This window comes from Alkalibacillus filiformis, from assembly GCF_030814115.1.
Taxonomy (GTDB): domain Bacteria; phylum Bacillota; class Bacilli; order Bacillales; family Alkalibacillaceae; genus Alkalibacillus; species Alkalibacillus filiformis.
This window is the reverse complement of the sequence record NZ_JAUSUP010000002.1, coordinates 1-18,155: the sequence shown is the minus strand read 5'-3', so window position 1 is coordinate 18,155 and position 18,155 is coordinate 1. Positions and strand designations below refer to the sequence as shown.

Annotated in this window: 21 protein-coding genes and 1 riboswitch; of the genes, 16 read left to right on the top strand and 5 right to left on the bottom strand. The window is 38.7% G+C overall.

Going from position 1 to position 18,155, the window contains the following annotated elements; translation table 11 throughout:
- The first annotated feature begins 12 nt into the window (after nucleotides 1-12).
- Nucleotides 13-873, top strand: coding sequence for a MurR/RpiR family transcriptional regulator (locus tag J2R98_RS05650; RefSeq protein WP_307066975.1), 861 nt, complete (start codon nucleotides 13-15; stop codon nucleotides 871-873).
- A 143-nt stretch (nucleotides 874-1,016) separates the two neighbouring features.
- On the opposite strand, the gene J2R98_RS05645 is transcribed toward J2R98_RS05650, so the two are convergent.
- From J2R98_RS05645 to J2R98_RS05635, 3 genes are all read right to left on the bottom strand, one after another.
- Entirely contained in the window at nucleotides 1,017-1,901 is an 885-nt protein-coding gene (locus J2R98_RS05645; RefSeq protein ID WP_307066973.1) for a glycine betaine ABC transporter substrate-binding protein, read from the bottom strand.
- Nucleotides 1,902-1,989: 88 nt separating this feature from the next.
- Complete coding sequence (locus J2R98_RS05640; protein ID WP_307066971.1) at nucleotides 1,990-2,661, bottom strand: cysteine hydrolase family protein; 672 nt, start codon at nucleotides 2,659-2,661, stop codon at nucleotides 1,990-1,992.
- An 18-nt stretch (nucleotides 2,662-2,679) separates the two neighbouring features.
- The gene (locus J2R98_RS05635; RefSeq protein WP_307066969.1) at nucleotides 2,680-3,210 is read right to left on the bottom strand and encodes a GbsR/MarR family transcriptional regulator; all 531 of its coding nucleotides are present in this window, start codon (nucleotides 3,208-3,210) and stop codon (nucleotides 2,680-2,682) included.
- 210 nt (nucleotides 3,211-3,420) lie between these two features.
- On the opposite strand from J2R98_RS05635, the gene J2R98_RS05630 reads away from it, so the two are divergent.
- The 3 genes from J2R98_RS05630 to J2R98_RS05620 all read left to right on the top strand — a co-directional run bounded on the left by J2R98_RS05630 (nucleotide 3,421) and on the right by J2R98_RS05620 (nucleotide 6,716).
- Nucleotides 3,421-5,127: a sigma-54-dependent transcriptional regulator gene (locus J2R98_RS05630; RefSeq protein ID WP_307066967.1), complete on the top strand. Its 1,707-nt coding sequence runs from the start codon at nucleotides 3,421-3,423 to the stop codon at nucleotides 5,125-5,127.
- A 169-nt stretch (nucleotides 5,128-5,296) separates the two neighbouring features.
- Entirely contained in the window at nucleotides 5,297-5,932 is a 636-nt protein-coding gene (locus J2R98_RS05625) for a GAF domain-containing protein (protein WP_307066965.1), read from the top strand.
- Between the two features lie 7 nt (nucleotides 5,933-5,939).
- Nucleotides 5,940-6,716 carry a putative bifunctional diguanylate cyclase/phosphodiesterase gene (locus J2R98_RS05620; RefSeq protein ID WP_307066963.1) on the top strand — a complete coding sequence of 259 codons (777 nt, stop codon included), beginning with the start codon at nucleotides 5,940-5,942 and terminating at the stop codon, nucleotides 6,714-6,716.
- A 603-nt stretch (nucleotides 6,717-7,319) separates the two neighbouring features.
- On the opposite strand, the gene J2R98_RS05615 is transcribed toward J2R98_RS05620, so the two are convergent.
- The gene (locus J2R98_RS05615) at nucleotides 7,320-7,790 is read right to left on the bottom strand and encodes a GNAT family N-acetyltransferase (protein WP_307066961.1); all 471 of its coding nucleotides are present in this window, start codon (nucleotides 7,788-7,790) and stop codon (nucleotides 7,320-7,322) included.
- Nucleotides 7,791-7,949: 159 nt separating this feature from the next.
- On the opposite strand from J2R98_RS05615, the gene J2R98_RS05610 reads away from it, so the two are divergent.
- The gene (locus J2R98_RS05610; protein ID WP_307066959.1) at nucleotides 7,950-8,393 is read left to right on the top strand and encodes an SRPBCC family protein; all 444 of its coding nucleotides are present in this window, start codon (nucleotides 7,950-7,952) and stop codon (nucleotides 8,391-8,393) included.
- Between the two features lie 12 nt (nucleotides 8,394-8,405).
- The gene (locus J2R98_RS05605; RefSeq protein WP_307066957.1) at nucleotides 8,406-8,696 is read left to right on the top strand and encodes a 4a-hydroxytetrahydrobiopterin dehydratase; all 291 of its coding nucleotides are present in this window, start codon (nucleotides 8,406-8,408) and stop codon (nucleotides 8,694-8,696) included.
- A gap of 53 nt (nucleotides 8,697-8,749) precedes the next feature.
- Here J2R98_RS05605 and J2R98_RS05600 read toward each other — a convergent pair whose 3' ends face one another.
- Nucleotides 8,750-10,099 carry a hypothetical protein gene (locus J2R98_RS05600; RefSeq protein ID WP_307066955.1) on the bottom strand — a complete coding sequence of 450 codons (1,350 nt, stop codon included), beginning with the start codon at nucleotides 10,097-10,099 and terminating at the stop codon, nucleotides 8,750-8,752.
- Nucleotides 10,100-10,452: 353 nt separating this feature from the next.
- Nucleotides 10,453-10,539: riboswitch (cyclic di-GMP riboswitch) on the top strand.
- 150 nt (nucleotides 10,540-10,689) lie between these two features.
- On the opposite strand from J2R98_RS05600, the gene J2R98_RS05595 reads away from it, so the two are divergent.
- Genes J2R98_RS05595 through J2R98_RS05550 form a run of 10 tightly spaced genes read left to right on the top strand, consistent with a single transcriptional unit; the run spans nucleotide 10,690 to nucleotide 17,994 of the window.
- Entirely contained in the window at nucleotides 10,690-11,031 is a 342-nt protein-coding gene (locus J2R98_RS05595; RefSeq protein WP_307066953.1) for a DUF192 domain-containing protein, read from the top strand.
- Nucleotides 11,032-11,045: 14 nt separating this feature from the next.
- Nucleotides 11,046-11,243, top strand: coding sequence for a Flp family type IVb pilin (locus J2R98_RS05590; protein WP_307066952.1), 198 nt, complete (start codon nucleotides 11,046-11,048; stop codon nucleotides 11,241-11,243).
- 44 nt (nucleotides 11,244-11,287) lie between these two features.
- A complete protein-coding gene (locus J2R98_RS05585; RefSeq protein ID WP_307066950.1) occupies nucleotides 11,288-11,803 on the top strand; it encodes an A24 family peptidase in 516 nt (171 codons plus the stop codon).
- Entirely contained in the window at nucleotides 11,803-12,186 is a 384-nt protein-coding gene (locus J2R98_RS05580; protein WP_307066948.1) for a TadE/TadG family type IV pilus assembly protein, read from the top strand. Before J2R98_RS05585 ends, J2R98_RS05580 begins: the two co-directional genes overlap by 1 nt.
- Nucleotides 12,187-12,200: 14 nt before the next feature.
- Nucleotides 12,201-13,100 carry a pilus assembly protein TadG-related protein gene (locus J2R98_RS05575; protein ID WP_307066946.1) on the top strand — a complete coding sequence of 300 codons (900 nt, stop codon included), beginning with the start codon at nucleotides 12,201-12,203 and terminating at the stop codon, nucleotides 13,098-13,100.
- A 9-nt stretch (nucleotides 13,101-13,109) separates the two neighbouring features.
- Complete coding sequence (gene cpaB / locus J2R98_RS05570) at nucleotides 13,110-13,784, top strand: Flp pilus assembly protein CpaB (protein WP_307066945.1); 675 nt, start codon at nucleotides 13,110-13,112, stop codon at nucleotides 13,782-13,784.
- 23 nt (nucleotides 13,785-13,807) lie between these two features.
- Nucleotides 13,808-14,620 carry a CpaE/TadZ family protein gene (locus J2R98_RS05565; RefSeq protein WP_307066943.1) on the top strand — a complete coding sequence of 271 codons (813 nt, stop codon included), beginning with the start codon at nucleotides 13,808-13,810 and terminating at the stop codon, nucleotides 14,618-14,620.
- Between the two features lie 15 nt (nucleotides 14,621-14,635).
- Complete coding sequence (locus J2R98_RS05560) at nucleotides 14,636-16,105, top strand: TadA family conjugal transfer-associated ATPase (RefSeq protein WP_307066941.1); 1,470 nt, start codon at nucleotides 14,636-14,638, stop codon at nucleotides 16,103-16,105.
- Nucleotides 16,102-17,073 carry a type II secretion system F family protein gene (locus J2R98_RS05555; RefSeq protein ID WP_307066939.1) on the top strand — a complete coding sequence of 324 codons (972 nt, stop codon included), beginning with the start codon at nucleotides 16,102-16,104 and terminating at the stop codon, nucleotides 17,071-17,073. The genes J2R98_RS05560 and J2R98_RS05555 overlap by 4 nt, the downstream gene beginning before the upstream one ends.
- A 3-nt stretch (nucleotides 17,074-17,076) precedes the next feature.
- Complete coding sequence (locus J2R98_RS05550) at nucleotides 17,077-17,994, top strand: type II secretion system F family protein (protein ID WP_307066938.1); 918 nt, start codon at nucleotides 17,077-17,079, stop codon at nucleotides 17,992-17,994.
- Nucleotides 17,995-18,155 lie beyond the last annotated feature (161 nt).

Sequence of the window (18,155 nt, the reverse complement as noted above, 5' to 3'; positions counted from 1 at the left end):
GGGTGGAGTTTTATGGCTGATTTGTATCAAGTAATTACAAATAAACTTCCTGACATGAGCAAGTCACAGCGTGAAATTGCACGATACGTGTTAAGCCATATGAACTCTGTTCCGTTCTTGACAGTTGGAGAATTGGCTAAGCAAGTAGGAGTTGGTGAAGCGACCGTGTATCGCTTCGCCACTTATTTAGGTTACAGTGGCTATCCTGAGTTCCAAAAGTCACTTCAAGATGCAATGAAAAAGCAATTAACGACTGTTGAACAACTCAAAATCTCTGAAGATATTTATGATGAAGAAGGACAAGCAACAGTTGAGATGTTTGAAGAGGACATCGATCGCATTCGTGAAATGACGCAGCAGTTAAATATGGATGACTTTAATCAAGCCGTTGATTTAATTGTGAATGCGAAGCGCATTTTTATAGTAGCTAATCGAAGTGCTGTTTCGCTTGGGTCTTTTTTAGAATTCTATTTTGATGTCATGTTAGAAAACGCGGAACTTATTCGTAATCCGCACGGTGTGTCAGAGAAGTTGTTCCGCCTTGATGAAGATGATGTTGTTATAGGCTTAAGTTTTGCGCGTTATACGAAAAATACAGTTGAGGCTGTTTCATTTGCTCATGATCGTGGAACGAAGGTGGTTGCTATTACTGATAATAGAATGTCACCACTCATTCCATATGCTGATGTGTCATTGTGTGCTAGGAGTGACATGTCATCATTGATCGATTCGTTTGTTGCTCCGTTAAGCTTAATTAACGCATTGATTACAGCAGTAGGGCGTCGTAAACGTAAAGAGATTGAACAGCATTTAGAAGAGTTAGAAGTTGTGTGGGACCGTTTTAATATCTTTAGTGATGATTTAGACAAATAGGGACAATATTTCCGAGGAAATGACGAAAAAAGTCAGGGGGTCCCTGGCTTTTTTCATAAACAAATAGGCGAACGCTAATACTTCAGCGCCCGCCCATTTGTTCTTAACACTATATAATTATTTTAGGGGAATTGCTCACAAATTTAGTTAATCCACTCATCTACAGTGTCGCGGTTTTCTTCAATCCACTCTGCTGCAGAGTCTTCGAAGTCAACATCGTTGTTTTCGTAGTCATACATCATTTCTTCTAAGTCATCAACGTCGATGCTCCACTGAGATAAGATGTCATATGCTTCTTGATGTTCTGGTTGATCTTCAATACCTTGGTATGAAAGAACGTAAACATTATCATACTGGAAGTGACCTTCTGTATCTTCTAAGAATTTAAGATCATGCTGTGCGAACATAGAGTGTGGTCTCCACCCTGTAATGATAAATGGTTCTTCGTTATCGATCTTAGAGTTCATAACACCTAACATAGCTGCTTCACTAGTTGGCGTCACTTCGAAACCATCTAGGTTATAGTTTTCCTCTTCCATAACGTCATACGTTAATTCAACAATGCCTGCACCTTCACCGATTGTAACGATTTCGCCATCGAATTCATCAGCGCGACCTTCTAAGTCACCAATTGTATCGGCGTCAACATATTCTGGAACAACCCAGCCTAGAGGAACTTCCTCATAGCTTGTTGATACTTGTTGTAGTGTATCTTGATAGTCTTCCCATAGTGCAGCTTCTGTGTATGGAAGCCAAGCATCCATAAAGAAGTGGATCTCTTCGTTCTCTAAACCTTCCCAAATAACGGGTTGGTCTAGTAAAGTAATCTCAACATCATAACCAACTTCTTCTAAAATTTGCTTTGCAATTTGTGTTGGTGCTTCTGTACTTGTCCAAGATGTCTGGCCAAATACGATTTCTCCTTTTTCTTCTGAAGCTTCTTCTGTACCTTCTTGTCCGTTATCCCCACCACATGCTGCAAGAATAAGCATAGTGATCATTGCAGTAAGTGCAATAAGTTTCTTCATGTTAACAAAAACTCCCTTTCTGTTAATTGAATTAAGTGATTGTAAAGTGATTCAACTAAGTGATTGTTTCTTTATATTTAGAAACTAACTATTCAGCTAGTTTGCTAACAATTTTATTAAATTGATCTTGCATCGTTTCTGCTGTAAATTGCATCGCATCAGCGCGATCTGTTTCAAAGAAATTGTGTGATTGTCCATTTAACTTCTTGATAAGCTGATCTGTGTCATAAATCTTCATGTTGTAAACCCAATTCGTCATCGTTAAAATCGCTGACTGATGGGCACCTGCATTACTTGCTGAAGTGATATCATGGATCAAATTAATTTGATAATCTCTAAAATATGCATCAAACACTGATGTCATTAAACAACCATCTGTTACAACACCGCCAATGTATAAGTGTTTGACGCCTAAGCTTTTTAGCATAAGATCTAAACTAGTGTCATGAAAAGCACTCCAACGGTATTTATCGATGACGATTTCATCTTTTTCTGGTTTTATCTCGTCAAAGATTTCAATTTGGTCTGTGCCGTCATGATAATAGAAAGGTGATCCATCTTCGTTTAATGGTTCGCCTTCTGATAAGCCGACAGCGTCAGCTCTATTAATATGACGTGTATAAATAATAGGTAAATTAGACGCTCGAAAAGCTGGTAATAGCTTTTCAGTATTTTTAATGACTTCTTCCATATGATCTAAGCCAAAGTTTGATTCTTTTTGTAAGTCAATTAACACTAAGGCTGAATCGCTTTTCTTCATAGAATGTCCCCTTTTTGTCTATTTCTTCGGTAGATGTTCAAAGATTTTGCCTGATTCTAAAGAGTTTGCTAGACGCATTAACCAATCTAGGTAGTCTTTTGATTCTTGGATCAGTTCTAAATCTCGTTTAGCGATTCGCTCAGCTTCTTCATCTTCGGTCTGTTCTGCAACTTCTGAAATCGTTGGTTCGGTCTGTTCAATGGCTTTGTTAATTAAGTTGCGTTCGACACGTAACGTTTTCACAAAGAAGTTAATGAAATTTCTTAGGAAGTCTTTTTCGGCGATAAAATGATCTTTACGTTCGCCTTTCTTCCAAACTTTCGTTACCATTTCCGTTTCTATTAACTCTCTTATGCCATTGCTCACACTTGCTTTACTCATGGCAACTTGGTCTTTAATCTCATCTAATGTTAATGGTTCTTCTGAGAAATAAAGGACTCCATAAATTCGCCCAACAGAAGCAGAAACCCCGTAGACAGTCATCGACTGAGCAATCGCACTAATCATGACGTCTTCAGACTCATGTACGCGCGTTAAGTCTTCACTCATTTAGAAATCCACCTTTCAGAAAGGTAATTAAATAATTTAATTTATATAATACATTTTAAACGTATAATTCAAAATGTCAAGTGTGGGTCTATTTATTATGTCTTATTTTGTTGAAAAAATGCTTAAAACAGTCGAAATATATCGGTTTATGTTGTATATTGCAATTACTAAACATAAAAAATAAACATTTAATATAGAGGTGTTGTAAATATGAACATAAAGGTGAAATTCATTGCACCTTATGCATCAATGGTTCCGCTTATTGAAGAGTGCCGTGATGAAATTTACGGAGTCGACTTATCTATTGAAGTTGGTAATATGGAAGAAGGAGCTAGAATAGCTTGTCGTGCTGAAGAAGAAGGCTATGATGTCATCATAAGTCGTGCTGTAACGGCACACTTAATTCGTGAGATGACGAATATACCAGTGATCGATGTTTCGATTTCTGGTTATGATTTGTTGCGTGTTTTAACAATGGCGAACGATTTTGACCAAAAGAAGGCAATCGTTTGTTATCCTACAATGACGTTAGGTGCTCAAGCTATTATTGATATTTTGGATTTATCTGTTGATGTATTTACGATTGAACATATAGATGAGATTGAACCAACTGTTATTCAGTTAAAGGAATTAGGCTATGAATTAATTTTAGGTGATGTAGGTACCTCAGAGTCAGCTAAACACCATGGACTAGAAAGCTTCTTAATTCAAACCGGACGAGAGACAGTGATAGATGCTATTGATTTTGCGAAGAAACAATATGAGTTTTATGAATGGAACTTATCTAAAATCGAGTTGCTGTCGGATATTATCCATAAGAAGTACGATGACTTTATGATTGTTAACCGAAATGGTGAAGTGCTAATTGATGTATGGGATCGTTTTTCTTCGTGTCCGATCGACGAAGAGGAAATTATGAGTATTACGAAAGAAGTTTCTCTTACAAACAAAATTAATTGGCGATATTATGTAAAGGAAAACGAACAAGTCGATATAAAGATAGAGACTTTACAAAATAATGGTGAGCATTATTTTCTTTTAAGTTTTTTTACGAATAATGATTTATTAAGTCAGCTTTCTTGGGTTCAAAAGATTGAAGTTAAACAAAAGCCGACTGTAATTGCTGAGAGTGAAGCGATGAGTGCTGTTATGCGAGTCATTCATAGTGGTTTAGAGACGCACAATTTATTTTTCTTAGTTGGTGATCCAGGGACTGGGAGAGGTTTGCTAGCTCAGTATATGCATGACTTAAGTCAAACTGGGAAAACATTCCTCGAAGTTGACTTAAACCGTTGCCAGTATGAGTATTTAGATGAACTGTTAGCCTCGCATGTAGGAACGATCTATTTGCGTCATACCTCTCAGCTTGCAATTGAACGTTTGAATTTGTTAAGTCGTTTTTTAAATAAAGCGATTGAAGCCAATATTAAAGTGGTATTGTCTGTGACAGAGTCTTTATTACACCGTTTTGACTCGCGATTGTCTTATAAGGCGTTAGAAATTTTCGTTCCATCTATTAATGAGCGTGAGGAAGATCTAAAGGGATTGTTGACTTTATTTGTTGCCCATTTTCATCAAAACTTAGGAACTAGTGTTATTAAAGTTCAAGGTGATGTCGTTAAGGAATTAGCTAAGTATGATTGGCCTGGACAAGTGAGGGAGTTAAGGTCGTTCATCCAAACCGTTGTACTAGCTGAGAAAGGGTATGTGTTGAAAGCTGATCACGTTAAACGATATTTAAAGGAAAAGCGTGATTCACGTACTGCGTCAATTTATCAGTTAGAAGGAACACTTGAGGATATAGAGATTCAAGTGATTGAATCTGTGTTAGAAGAAGAAAATTATAATCAATCGAGAGCCGCTAAAAGGCTAGGAATAAATCGTTCAACATTATGGCGTAAATTAAAAAGAGCTTAAGGTATTATAATATGTTACACTGGAAAACATGTGGTTTTATTTAGATATTTAGTTCTAATTCTAAAGTCTATATATAACAGTGGAATTGATATATATGAAAGAGGAAATATTAAATATAAATAATTTTGCGTGTAATCTGAGTCTAAAGTATGGTTAGGAGGCCCGTAACATGAGTGATTATGATCGGGATCAAAATCAATTTGTATTAACCCCTGAAGAGTTTGTGGAAGGGTATCAATATATAACGGAATATATAAGTGATGGTGTACCATTAAAAGATGTATTAATTAAAGCGATTAAATTTTTTGAACAACGTTTTGAATCGTCTAAAGGTACGATTATGCTGTTAGATGAGACAGGTACTCATTTTACAGGTGGTGTTACTCATAGTTTGCCTGAAGAAATGATGGGTCATTATACAGGGATCGAACTGTATGAAGGTATGGGTACTTGTGGTACGGCTGCTTGTCGCAGAGAGCTTGTTGTCACGACTGATATTAGTATAGATGAGAAATGGGACCCTTTTCGAAGTGTAGTTGAAGAGTTAGAACTTAAATCGTGTTGGTCGGTTCCAATCTTTGCGCCTGAAAGCAATCATGTTGTGGGTGTATTCGCAATGTACTCTACAGAGGTAAGAGAGCCGAGCGATGAGGAATTAGCGACAATTGAATCTTTTAAAGAGTTAATTACCTTGATTGTGACCAATTATATTGAAGCCAATCAACGTCATGTTAATTTACAAGATTCATATAAAGACCCAGAGAAGGTCAATTGGCCATCTACACTCTCAGACCGTGAGAAATGAGAAATATATGTTCATGATTCGTCGCGGTATTGAAGAAGGTCAAATTCGCCCGAACTATCAACCGTTAATGAGTGGGTGTGGTAAAGTCTATGGTTTTGAAGTGCTCGTACGTTGGCCACACCCTGAACAAGGGACGATTCCGCCGAATAAGTTTATTCCTTTTGCGGAAGAAGAAGGGTTTGTCGATGAGATCGATCGTTACGTCTGTGAGTATGCATGTCGTGAGATGAAGCAATTAATGGATGCGTTAGGGCAGAAGTTTATTCTGTCAGTTAACGTATCGGCTAAACATATCGTTAAAGGTCACTATGTAGAAGAGCTGAAAGCAACTTTAGAGAGAACAGGATTTCCAGCTGATTTGTTAGCTGTAGAGATCACAGAATCGTCTTTAGTGATTAATTTAAAAGAAGCTGCCCAAGTAATCGAGCAATTACGAGAGTTAGGCATTCAAGTATGGGTTGATGATTTTGGAACAATTTACTCGTCTTTAAATTATTTAAGAAACTTACCGTTAGATACGATCAAACTAGATGGTTCCTTTGTGAAAAATATTCATGATGGTTTTGTAGACAGAACGATTTGTGAGACGATTATTAAATTGGCTCATGACCTAGATTTGAAAGTTGTTTCTGAAGGTATTGAGTATGAAGAGCAATTTACGACGTTAAAAGCTATGGGATGTGAGTACTTCCAAGGTTATCACTTCCAAAAACCGATGAGTCTAGATGAAGTTAAGCAATATATTACAACTGTGAAAGTACTAGATCAAGAAAGTTTGGCTTAATAAAAAGCAGTTCAATGTTGGGAATATCCTTTCATTGGACTGTTTTTTACGTTCTCAACCTTAACCGTTGGTATCATGTGATCCGCTCTCGGTGGACGCTTTTACCCACAGGGCACAAGTGCAACATCTGCTCAAACTCCCTAAGGTCGTTTGTCGCAGTGTTTTCTATGCAGGGGCACGGCTCGAGCCAGGCAACCTCATCGAAACTGCATCTGTGAAACTTGCACCGAGGAAGCCTTCTTCGAAGCATTGCTTGTAGACGCAGGTGCATCACTCGGCCCAAAAGGCGGGGCCTGTGGGGTCTCGAGCCTCGTGCTGTTCCCGTGACGACCCGGACGGTCTAATGTCGGCGTTGGTCACAGGACGTGACCGCTTTTAGCCGACCTGGAGTCGCCACCTTCGCTCCTCACCTGATACCAACTCTGTGCTTTAACCGAAAGTAACGCTTGTTACCCTTGTTTTAAACCGCTAAAACAAAGGGATTTGCGTGCTTATACATTATGACATGACATTAACAGGATTCGAGAGCTTTCAAGTAATCGTTAAACGAGAGGGGAATTGACTACTGTAACATTTATGTTGAGCCCCTATATTAAATCACCTTTATAACTCTTTAATAAACCATGTATCCATTGTACCATGGTCTGATCCGTCTAACGGTTGCTTAAGTTGTTCAAAGCCGAATTGGACATACAAATGATTAGCGGCATGTAATATTTCCATCGTCTCTAAGTAACAGTGTGTGTAATGTTGTTTGGCAAAATTAAGTGCCACTTCCATTAGATTTTTGGATAAACCTAACCCTTGTGCCTCGGGTTTAACGTATAGCTTTTGCAACTCACTAATGTCGTCTTGGAATGGTCCAATGCCGACACCGCCTAATACATCATTTTCGTCATTAACGATGACCCAGTATTGCGCTTTTGATTGTTTAGCGTAATGTTCAGTTAAGTTACTTAATTCAGGGTCAAAGTAAGCTGTTCCAGGTATATCTAAGTTAAAGGATTCTAGTGATTTTTTAATAATATGCTCCATAGCTTTATTATCTCGGTCTTCAATCTCTCTAATTTGCATGACTTCATCACCTAGCTTATTGAATTTTAGTCTTATTTTACTCTTACGTTGAACGAACGACAATAGACTTTGGGAATATTTTTTCTATTATGAAAGTTACACGTCGCTTATGTTAAAATAGTCATATGAAATAGAGGGAGTTTTAGGGGGGATTGAGCTGTGAGCTTTACAAGATCTATTACAATTGATGCGCCAATTGATCAAGTTTTTCGAGTTATATCAAGATATGAGTATGCAGTGGAAAAGTTAGATCATATAATTGATTTAAAGCTTAATCAAGATAAAGTGACTGAAGGGACGAAAATGACTGAAACGCGTCACATTAAGGGGCAGAACGTTAATAATACGTGGGAAGTCATCGAGTATGAACCGAATCAACGGTTTGTTGTCAAAAGTGAGCAAAATAAGCTGTACCTAACGTATCGTTATACGTTCGTAGAGCATGATGGTCAGACGACGGTTAATTTTGATGGAAACATCACGACATCAGGTTTAAGAAACTTAATTTATAAACCTTTAATTAAAAAGATTATAATTAAAGAAGATGGGGAACATTTAAATAAAGTAAAAGCATATATTGAAGAATTGAATGAATCTAAGTAAGGAGGCAATATTTTGGCGAAACTGTCAGATGCTGATGTTCAAAGTTCGTTAGAGAAATTAACGGAATGGGAGCTTGAGCAAGGTAGGACGTTGAAGCGGCAATTCAAGTTTGATGAGTATTTAGTTGGTATTGATTTTGTAAGGCAAGTCGCTAATCAAGCAGAGGCAAAAGATCACCACCCTCACATTGTTATTGATTATAAAACGGTGACCGTGAAGTGGACGTCATGGGATGAAGGTGGCATTACGGAAAAAGACCTCTCATTAGCAAAATATTGTGATGAGCTATATGGCTATAAGTAAAAAACACCCCTGAGAGTTAGATCTTAACTTCTAACTTTCAGGGGTGATTTATTTTAAATGAACAAGTATGCAATGGCGATGCCGACAGTACCAAAAATGAGTGCATAGCCAATATTCCATGAAGTCAGTTGATATGGGTTACGTTTAAAGTACTGGTTAAGCATCGTAATTGGGATGTTAAATGTACCTGTCATGTCATTTAGTACGACAGAGATAATCATCACAATCGAAATACTTAGTGGGCTAATGGTGTCTAAAAATGGTGTTACAAACAATCCAATTAAGCTTAACGTCACTAATGGATGGAACCCGAAAAAAGCTAACGTCATTGAACTGAACATAATGAATATGAACAGGAGTAGCGGTTGGTGTTGTAACCACGATAAGCCTTCGAGCAGTTGATCGAAAACGCCTGTATCAGTAACGACTTCGTTGAAGAAGCCAACAGGTAACAATAACATCATGAAATTTTGCATCGTCCATAGTTGACCATCCCATACTTTCTGATTGTAGCGAATGAGTGTCGTGAAGCGGTTTGTCACTAGTGCCCACACGAGCGTATATGGAATGATGATTAAGACGATGGCATCGAAAAACTCAAGATTTAATGCCCGATGTGTCACCGTAGCAGTCGTAACAAACAGGACGAGAAATACAACGAGTAGAATTAGTTTACGGACCGTTTCTCGACTTAAGGGATTGGAGTCGCTTTCAGTAGAAATGGTGTAACCTTTGTAACGATTATAGTTAATTAAAAGGTCGATGATCACCATAATAATCGAAAAAGCTAATAAAATCGGCAGTAATTGTAAGTAGTAGGCTCCTGTAATAGCGACGACTAGAGCAGTGTAGACTTCAATAGGACTCCATACATTTGCAGTAGCTAACGGTCTTAAAATGGAACGTGTCGCAAACTGGTGTGTCAAATGGTCATTGAAGTCTTTTGTCCGATCTTTAATAAACTGATAAGACATCGGGATCATCGAAATAAAAATAAACAACGTTAACGCATAACTCGTTAAATAAGATTTCGTATAAAATTTCCCAAGGTTTTGTGTGTTAGATTGTAAGATTTTGTACAGCGACTGGTCAAACCGTCCAACAATCATGTAATGGTTTATGAAAGGTATAACATATAACAACGATATTAATAGCCCCATTGACGTGAAATAGGGGAGGGTGTTTGTAATTGGTATGTCATGTGTCGCGAATAATAGAGTTGCGATGATTGTAAAAACAACCCCGATGATTTGATACGTCTTACTAGCACCATAAACTGAAACGACAAGCGCTATAACCCCAATCATTCCTTGGGTGTAAGTCAAAATCTCGCTGTTAGCAAACAGGTTAATCATATATAACGCTACGAATGATGTATATAAGTAGAATTTAAGCTTCGTCATAGTTTCATCTCGCTTTTTAAAGTCTAACTTTCATTGTAACAAACTATTATTCTAATGAAAGGTTAGTTCATTTGGCATATTTTTATAAAAACGGACAGAAATTTGTAAAAAATACGAAATTAAAAAAACAGAGTCTTTAAGACTAGTAATTTTATATTTTTTTCTATAGAAAATCAATTTTCGACAATTTTCAGACATTTTAGTCTGTAAAATGGACTATGAGTTTTGAATGAATTTGCTGTTTCATCGCTAAACACAATGACGAAAATAGTCGCATTTCCTTATTTATCCTTTGATGCTTTTTCTCTATTATGTAAATTAAGAGATATGCAAGTAATCGAATAGTTGCTGTATCTCGATAAAGGCAAAGCTGGTGAAAACCAGTGACGCAAAGCTATAGGGGCTTCCGTGCAAATGCACGATGCTAGCCAGTTACCGAAGGATCAGGGAAGTGCGATAGAGGTTAAATGATAGGTTTAGCAAATTCCGACGCGTTTGCTGTCGTATCGTTTATTCTCTTCCACGAGTCAAACCCCGCCTTTTGGTATTGGCGGGGTTTAATTTGTATTCACGGAGGTGAAGTCGTGAAAGTGATCAACCTGAGAAACGGTACGGAAATTGCCAGTGAGTTAAAGGCTGCGGATACGTTTTTGAAACGGCTAAAAGGCCTTATGTTTCAAAAAAGTCTTAACTCAGGTTGTGGATTGCACATTATACCCTGCCAGTCGGTACACACATTTTTCATGAGATTTCCGATTGATGTCATTTACATTAATGAATCCCTTGAAGTCGTCGGTCTCGATCAGCGGTTGTCCCCTTACCGTTTCGGGAAAATTAGAAAACATGCAAAGTCAGTCATAGAAGTCGAATCAGGCGTCATTGAGAAGACCGATACACAAATCGGTGACAAGTTCGAAATTCAAAAAAATTAAAGGAGTGTTTAATGATGAAACAGTTTTTCAAAGAATTCTTATTAGAAGAAGAAGGACAAGGTATGGCGGAATATGCGCTAGTACTTGGTGTTATTGCTGTTGGTGTTGTAGCTGTACTTGCTACTTTTGGAGAGCAAATCATGGGTGTATTTAACGAAGTAATTGATAACTTTGGAGAAGCTCCTGGTGCTGAAGACGTGGAGACTGAATAATTCCCTACCTAGCTTAATTTTCTTACTGATTGGAGGCAGAGCACATGACGGTTATAAATGCGCTATTATTTATTGTTTTACTTATTTGTTTAGTGACAGACTTAAAAGAACGCAAAATTTATAATAAAGTTCTTTTACCTGCTTTTGTCGCTGCTCTGCTTCTCAATTCTTTTTTTTACGGATTAAGTGGGTTAGGTGATGCTTTATTAGGTAGTTTAATAGGATTTGCAATTCTATTAATTCCATATCTGATGGGTGGAATGGGAGCAGGTGATGTGAAGTTGTTAGCGGTTATTGGTGCATTTCAAGGTCCAATATTTGTCGTTGTTACAGCTATTTACATGGCACTATTAGGTGGATTAGTCGGATTGGCTATGCTTATATTCCGAAAAGGTTTAATTCAACGGGTGCGTAACTTGTTTAGAGCCATTTTAAATATGAGATATGGAATCAAACCACAGTTTAATCAGCAAAGCACCTTAAAGATGACGTTTCCATACGGTGTGGCGATTGTCGGTGGGGCAGTCGCTTCATTTCTATTAGATGGAGTGGTGATGTAATGAGACGTAATGAAAAAGGGCAATCGATGGTTGAGTTTGCGCTAATCATTCCGCTTCTCTTGTTCATGCTAGTTGGTGTCTTTGATGTTGGGCGGATGCTTTATACGTATACAGGCCTGCATTTTACAGCACAAGAGACTGTGAGATTAGGCGGGTTTGGTTATGAAGATGAGGCGATTACGGAATTTGCGAAAGAGAATTTTCATACAGGCAGTAGTGACCAATTAGTAGTGGAAATATCTCCTAGTGAAGACTTACGGAGTCCTGGTGAGTACGTCACGGTCACGTTAAACTATCCGATTGAACCATTTACGCCATTTGCGAGTCAAATTTTTTCTGATGCGGTGACGTTGTCATCTGATTCGACCATTCGCATTGAGTGAGAGGAGAAAAAGTGATGTTAAAGCAATTTAGACGGAAGGAAGAAGGGGCAACGATCGTCATTGCCGCTGTTTCATTAACAGCTTTAATTGCTTTATTAGGTTTAGTCATTGATGGTGGCATGTATTTCTCTGAGCGAACGCATTTGCAAAAGACAGCTAATGCAGCTGCGATCTCTAGTGCACAAGAGTTAACGGAAGAGGATGAAAGTCACGTCTTAAACATTTTAGAAGAGACGCTTGTTCATCATAATGAGCTTGATTCAAAGGTCGGTCATATCATCAATATGGGTGAGAAAGTGACCGTCGAGCTTGGGCGAACGTATGATACGACATTTATGAGTTTGTTTGGCATCGATTCAGTAGAAATTGGAGCAAGAGCAACAGCGAGTTTAGGCAATATAGGGCGCGCGGTTGGTGCTGCACCATTAGGGATTGACGAATCGATTGAGCTTAATTATGGGGAAGAGTATGAATTAAAAGTTGATGAAGAAGACGTTGATACAGGTAACTTTGGCGTATTGGCATTAGAAGGCCCAGGTGCTAGCACATACAAGGATAATCTATTAAATGGTTTCCAAGAAGAATTAGCTATTGGTGAAGTCGTTGAAACACAGACGGGTAATATAGCAGGTCCTACAGAGGAAGCAGTTGATATTTTAATTGATAGTTGTGACAACATGTATGAAAGGGACTGTCCACGTATTTTACTAGTGCCCGTTTATCGACCTCACAACCATGACCAAAATCAAATGAAAGAAGTCGAAATTACCGGGTTTGCATACTTTTATATTACAGAGCCAATGGATAGTCAGGAAAAAACAATCAAAGGGGAATTTATAGAAAGAACAGGTACAGGGTTTGAGTTAGATGAAGCACCAGATAAAGGAGCATTTACAGTTAGACTTTCAGAGTAGGTGATGAATATGCAGTCGAGAATGTTATTTTTAGTAGCGATCTTAATGGGAATCATTACGACCGCTATCTTTTTTTATTCTACACAAGTAGATGAACCAGAAGTGGCTGAGGAAGAAGTCGAGTTAGTCAATGTTGTCCAAGCAACACAAGTCATTTCAGAAAATCAGATCATTTCTGATGAGGATGTAGAGGTTGTCTCAATGCCGGCTGAACAAGCCCACTCAACGGCTATACAGTCGACTGACGAGATTGTTGGTCAAATTGCAACGACAACTATTGAAGCTGGCGAAGTGATGTTAGAGCATCGTCTTCGTTCTGAAATGGATGAAACACAGCTCGTTTCAAAGAAAGTGCAAGAAGGTTATCGAGGTGTGTCTGTCGGGGTTGATATCGTTAGGTCAGTATCCAATTTAATCGATCCTGAAGACTATGTGGATGCCATTTTAACGTATGAAGAAGATGATGAGGAAGTTTCAGAAGTGATATTAGAAGAGGTTCGTGTATTAGCTGTCGGGCGTGAGCTAGTCGCTAATTCAGCTGGCGAGCAGTTCGTTGAATACAGTTCAATGACATTGGAGTTAGACCAAAGTGATGCTGTTGAATTAGTTAATGCTGATGAGCGGGGTTCGATTCATTTCATCGTTCACTCACGTAATACTTCGAACAACGAAGATGAGTCATAGAGTGGTAGTTGGGAGGGATTAAAGTGCCACACGAAACAGAACGTATACATAAACAAGGGGAAGTTATTTCAATATGTAGCGCTAAGGGCGGGATCGGTAAGACATTTATGGCTGTGAATTTAGCTGTCGCATTAAATAAGAAGAATGTTGACGTTTGTGTTCTTGATGGTGATTTTCAATTTGGTGATATCGGCCTTGCGTTTGATGTGAAGCCTCCTTTAACAATTAAAGACTTAGCTGAGGAAATCAATCAACTCGACTCTTACAATCTCGGAAACTATATTGCCAAACATCAGTCAGGTGTTGACTTGTTGTTAGCACCTGAACAACCACAATATGCAGAATTGGTCACAACTGAAGTAATTGAGAAATTAATGCCGCTTTTAAAAGAGCAATATGACTATATAATCGTAGATGCTGGTCAAGGTTTAACGGGGCAGATGGTCGACTTAATTGAAAATGCTGATCGCATCTTAACCGTGTCAACGTTAGAAGTCGCCTCTTTACGCCATACGAAAAAGTTACTAGAGACTATTGAACAATTAGGCTTAGGGGAAAGAACTGAACTTGTCATCAATCGGCATAACATGGAAAGTCTGATTAAAGCTGATGAGGTACCAGAAATGTTGAAAGTTGAATCAGCCTATTATATTCCGAACAACTTTAAAATCGCAGCACAGTCCTTAAACTTAGGCGTACCAGTTGCGGTCAGTCATAGTAAATCAGACGTATCGAAGAGTATTTTTAAACTAGCACAAAGTTTAACAGTGACAGATAGGACGAAAAGCGAGAAGAAAAAAAGTTCACTCTTATCTAAGGTCTTTTCCAAGTCATAAAGGAGGTGTCAGAAGTTGAGTTTACTAGAGCGTTTACAGCAAAAACAGCAGAACAACGAGCAGCCAGCTAAACAAGAGCAAGAGAGCCAAAGTGACGTGGCGTTGAAAGAACAAGAACCGTCAGTTGAAGAAGTTTATGAAGAACAACAAGCTGTTACAGAAACACCAGCTAAATCGAAGCCGAAACAAGTTGTGACAACACAGAGTGAAAACCCTGAGAAAGCAAAGCAACATCAAGAATTTAAAAACTACGTCCACCGTGAAATTTTAAAAGAAGTAAAAGGTGATGAGGAACTTGAAGATTTAAAATCGATTGTTGAAGACATCACAATTGAAGCGATTCAAGAATATGACTCGTTTCGTAATGTTGACCGGAAAAAAGCAATCGACGAGCTGTTAAACGACTTAACAGGCTTTGGGCCGATTAATCCGCTATTACATGATGAATCAGTAAGTGAAGTAATGGTGAATGGACCAGAACAAGTTTATTGTGAGCGCGATGGTAAACTTGAACTTACGGACATTAAATTCCGTGACGATGACCACGTTTTACACGTTATAGAAAAAATCGTCGCACCGATTGGAAGACGTATTGATGAGACGAGCCCGATGGTTGATGCACGCCTTCCTGATGGGTCACGTGTAAATGCGATTATTCCTCCGCTTGCTTTAAATGGACCGACGATTACAATTCGTAAATTCTCAGCTGACCCCTTTACAATTGAAGATTTAATTAACTTCGGGACGTTAACACGGGAGATGGCCACGTTTATCGATGCGTGTGTTAAAGCACGTTTGAATATGTTTGTTAGTGGTGGTACAGGTTCAGGTAAAACGACGACGTTAAACGTGTTATCGAACTTCATCCCAAATGATGAACGCATTGTGACGATTGAAGACGCAGCGGAATTGCAATTAGGACAAGACCACATCGTGTCACTCGAGTCACGTCCACCAAATATCGAAGGAAAAGGTGCGATTACGATTCGTGATCTCGTTCGTAACTCACTGCGTATGCGCCCAGATCGTATCGTAATTGGTGAGGTGCGTGGAGCTGAGGCACTAGACATGCTTCAAGCGATGAATACAGGTCATGATGGATCGCTTGCTACCGGTCACTCTAACAGTCCGCGTGATATGTTATCACGTCTTGAGACGATGGTGTTACTAGCAGGAGTAGAGCTCCCGATTAAAGCGATTCGTGACCAAATTTCAGGAGCGATTGATGTCATTGTCCAACAATCACGTTTTAAAGATGGAACACGTCGTATTGAAAAGATCACTGAAGTACAAGGGATGGAAGGCGATGTCATTGTTTTACAAGATATTTTTGAATTTAAACAAGAAGGTGTCGATGAACAAGGGAAAATTATCGGTCATTTAGTTCCAACTGGCGTAAGGCCGAAGTTTTATGAGCAACTTGAACGTTCTGGCGTTAAAATCCCTGCTAATGTTTTTGTTGAACAAGAGGAGTGGGGCGTATGATCGATGCGCTTTTATTCGGGACGTTCTTCTTAACCGTCACCCTATTTATTCTGGCGTTGTTTTCAAAAGTGCTGCTAAGAAATGATCAAATGAAAAAGAGAGTTAATCAATACTTGTTTGAAGAAGAAAACATGGACAAAGGTGAACGTAACAAACAGCGAAAAATGATGGTGGAATTCCGCTTAACGAAAGAGAAAATCCGTAAAAGCTTAAAAAAGAAAGATAAGGGTTCTAAGTTAGAGATGGATTTGCATCAAGCGGGAATCCCACTTAAACCTGAAGAGTTCATTATGTTTAAGTGGATCTCTATTTTATTAACCGGTGGTATTGCTTATCTCATTTTTAATCACTTTATATTTTTAATTATTGGTTTTATTGTCGGACGCTCTATTCCGAATGTCGTTGTATCGTACAAAAAGAAAAAGCGGATCAAACTATTTAATGATCATTTAGCTGAAATGATTTCGTCTATTGTGAGTGCCCTTAAAGCAGGGTTTAGTTTTCCGCAAGCCTTACAAAATGTCCGAAATGAATCACCTTACCCTGTGAAAGAAGAACTTGATTTGTTGTTGAAAGAAATGCAATATGGCACATCTCTCGAAGAAAGCTTGAACCGTTTGAAAGAACGTGTTCCGAGTGATGATTTAGACTTAATGATTCAAGCCATTGTCATTCAACGTCAAGTTGGCGGTAATTTAGCCGTTGTACTTGAACAGATTGTTTTTACGATCCGCGAACGTGTGAAAATTCAAGGCCAAATCCAAACGTTAACAGCTCAAGGTCGCATGTCTGGTCTTGTCGTAGGCTTGTTACCTGTGATCTTGATGGGAATGCTTTATGTCGTGAACCCAAGTTATATGACGGTTATGTTTATTGAACCGATCGGTGTTATCTTATTAATACTCGCAGCAATTTCGGCAACGATTGGGTTTTTATTAGTTCGGCGAATTACGTCAATTGAGGTGTAGTAGATGGAGGTTCTATTATTTGTATTAACAATGACTTTATTTACAATAGGCGTTGTGCTGTATAGTAAGGAACGTAAAGAAAAGCACAATCGACGCCGCGCTTGGGTCATTGATGAAGGAGAACAAGGGAAAGGTGAACAAGAACCAGTAAAAGAGAAAGCGCCATCTTTATTTCAACGCCTTTTCGCTCCTAAGTTAAAACAGTTTCGCAAAAGTTTTAGACGTAATATTTCGCAAGCAAAAGAACAAGAGTTGGAGTTGAAATTACTTCGAGCGGGTAGTCCATTTGGGATGTCACCGTTTGAGTACAGGCTCGTCCAGCTTATCTTAGTCATATCGTTTCCGTTCATTGCAGTCGGGTTATCGATTGTTGGTAACGTTTCTTTTGGACGCAGTCTGTTCATTATCATATTGGCGTTCGCATTTGCTGTCTATTTACCTTATGCTTATTTGAAATGGAAGACGGCAGTGCGTAGCGAGAGGGCGATTAAAGAATTACCGGATTTTATCGACTTGTTAGCCGTTAGTATGGAAGCAGGTTTAGGTTTTGACTCAGCTTTAAGTAAGGTGATCTCAAAGCAGGAAGGTGTATTAGCATCGGAGTTTCGCCGCTGTTTAGAAGAGTTGAAATTAGGTAAAACACGAAAAGAAGCCCTAGCTGGTGTGCGAGAACGACTTGAAGCGGATGACATTAAATTACTAGTCGGAAGTGTCATCCAAGCCGAACAGCTCGGTGTCGGTATGGTACAGATCCTCCGCGTCCAGTCAGAAGAAGTGAGGCAGAGACGGAAGCAACGTGCAGAAGAAGCGGCAATGAAAGCCCCAATTAAAATGATGTTCCCACTCGTGCTTTTCATTTTCCCAACGATCTTTATTGTATTGTTAGGCCCAGCCGTTATTCAGATTTTAGAAGTGTTCTAATTGAGCGCTGATAAAAATTCGTGGGCGCCGATAAATTGGGTCGGGCGCTGATAAAAAGTGCTTGAGCTTTTAAGCCCCCTTAATCCTTTGGACACCAAAATTGGAAAAGCTTACAATGTATTTAATCTAATTTTGGGCAATGAGGAGGGATAAAATGGGTA

Bases quoted from the DNA above. Each gene is read 5' to 3' on its own strand.
- J2R98_RS05650 (WP_307066975.1), top strand. From the start codon at position 13: ATGGCTGATTTGTATCAAGTAATTACAAATAAACTTCCTGACATGAGC.
- J2R98_RS05645 (WP_307066973.1), bottom strand. From the start codon at position 1,901: ATGAAGAAACTTATTGCACTTACTGCAATGATCACTATGCTTATTCTT.
- J2R98_RS05640 (WP_307066971.1), bottom strand. From the start codon at position 2,661: ATGAAGAAAAGCGATTCAGCCTTAGTGTTAATTGACTTACAAAAAGAA.
- J2R98_RS05635 (WP_307066969.1), bottom strand. From the start codon at position 3,210: ATGAGTGAAGACTTAACGCGCGTACATGAGTCTGAAGACGTCATGATT.
- J2R98_RS05630 (WP_307066967.1), top strand. From the start codon at position 3,421: ATGAACATAAAGGTGAAATTCATTGCACCTTATGCATCAATGGTTCCG.
- J2R98_RS05625 (WP_307066965.1), top strand. From the start codon at position 5,297: ATGAGTGATTATGATCGGGATCAAAATCAATTTGTATTAACCCCTGAA.
- J2R98_RS05620 (WP_307066963.1), top strand. From the start codon at position 5,940: ATGTTCATGATTCGTCGCGGTATTGAAGAAGGTCAAATTCGCCCGAAC.
- J2R98_RS05615 (WP_307066961.1), bottom strand. From the start codon at position 7,790: ATGCAAATTAGAGAGATTGAAGACCGAGATAATAAAGCTATGGAGCAT.
- J2R98_RS05600 (WP_307066955.1), bottom strand. From the start codon at position 10,099: ATGACGAAGCTTAAATTCTACTTATATACATCATTCGTAGCGTTATAT.
- J2R98_RS05590 (WP_307066952.1), top strand. From the start codon at position 11,046: ATGAAACAGTTTTTCAAAGAATTCTTATTAGAAGAAGAAGGACAAGGT.
- J2R98_RS05585 (WP_307066950.1), top strand. From the start codon at position 11,288: ATGACGGTTATAAATGCGCTATTATTTATTGTTTTACTTATTTGTTTA.
- J2R98_RS05580 (WP_307066948.1), top strand. From the start codon at position 11,803: ATGAGACGTAATGAAAAAGGGCAATCGATGGTTGAGTTTGCGCTAATC.
- J2R98_RS05575 (WP_307066946.1), top strand. From the start codon at position 12,201: ATGTTAAAGCAATTTAGACGGAAGGAAGAAGGGGCAACGATCGTCATT.
- cpaB (WP_307066945.1), top strand. From the start codon at position 13,110: ATGCAGTCGAGAATGTTATTTTTAGTAGCGATCTTAATGGGAATCATT.
- J2R98_RS05555 (WP_307066939.1), top strand. From the start codon at position 16,102: ATGATCGATGCGCTTTTATTCGGGACGTTCTTCTTAACCGTCACCCTA.
- J2R98_RS05550 (WP_307066938.1), top strand. From the start codon at position 17,077: ATGGAGGTTCTATTATTTGTATTAACAATGACTTTATTTACAATAGGC.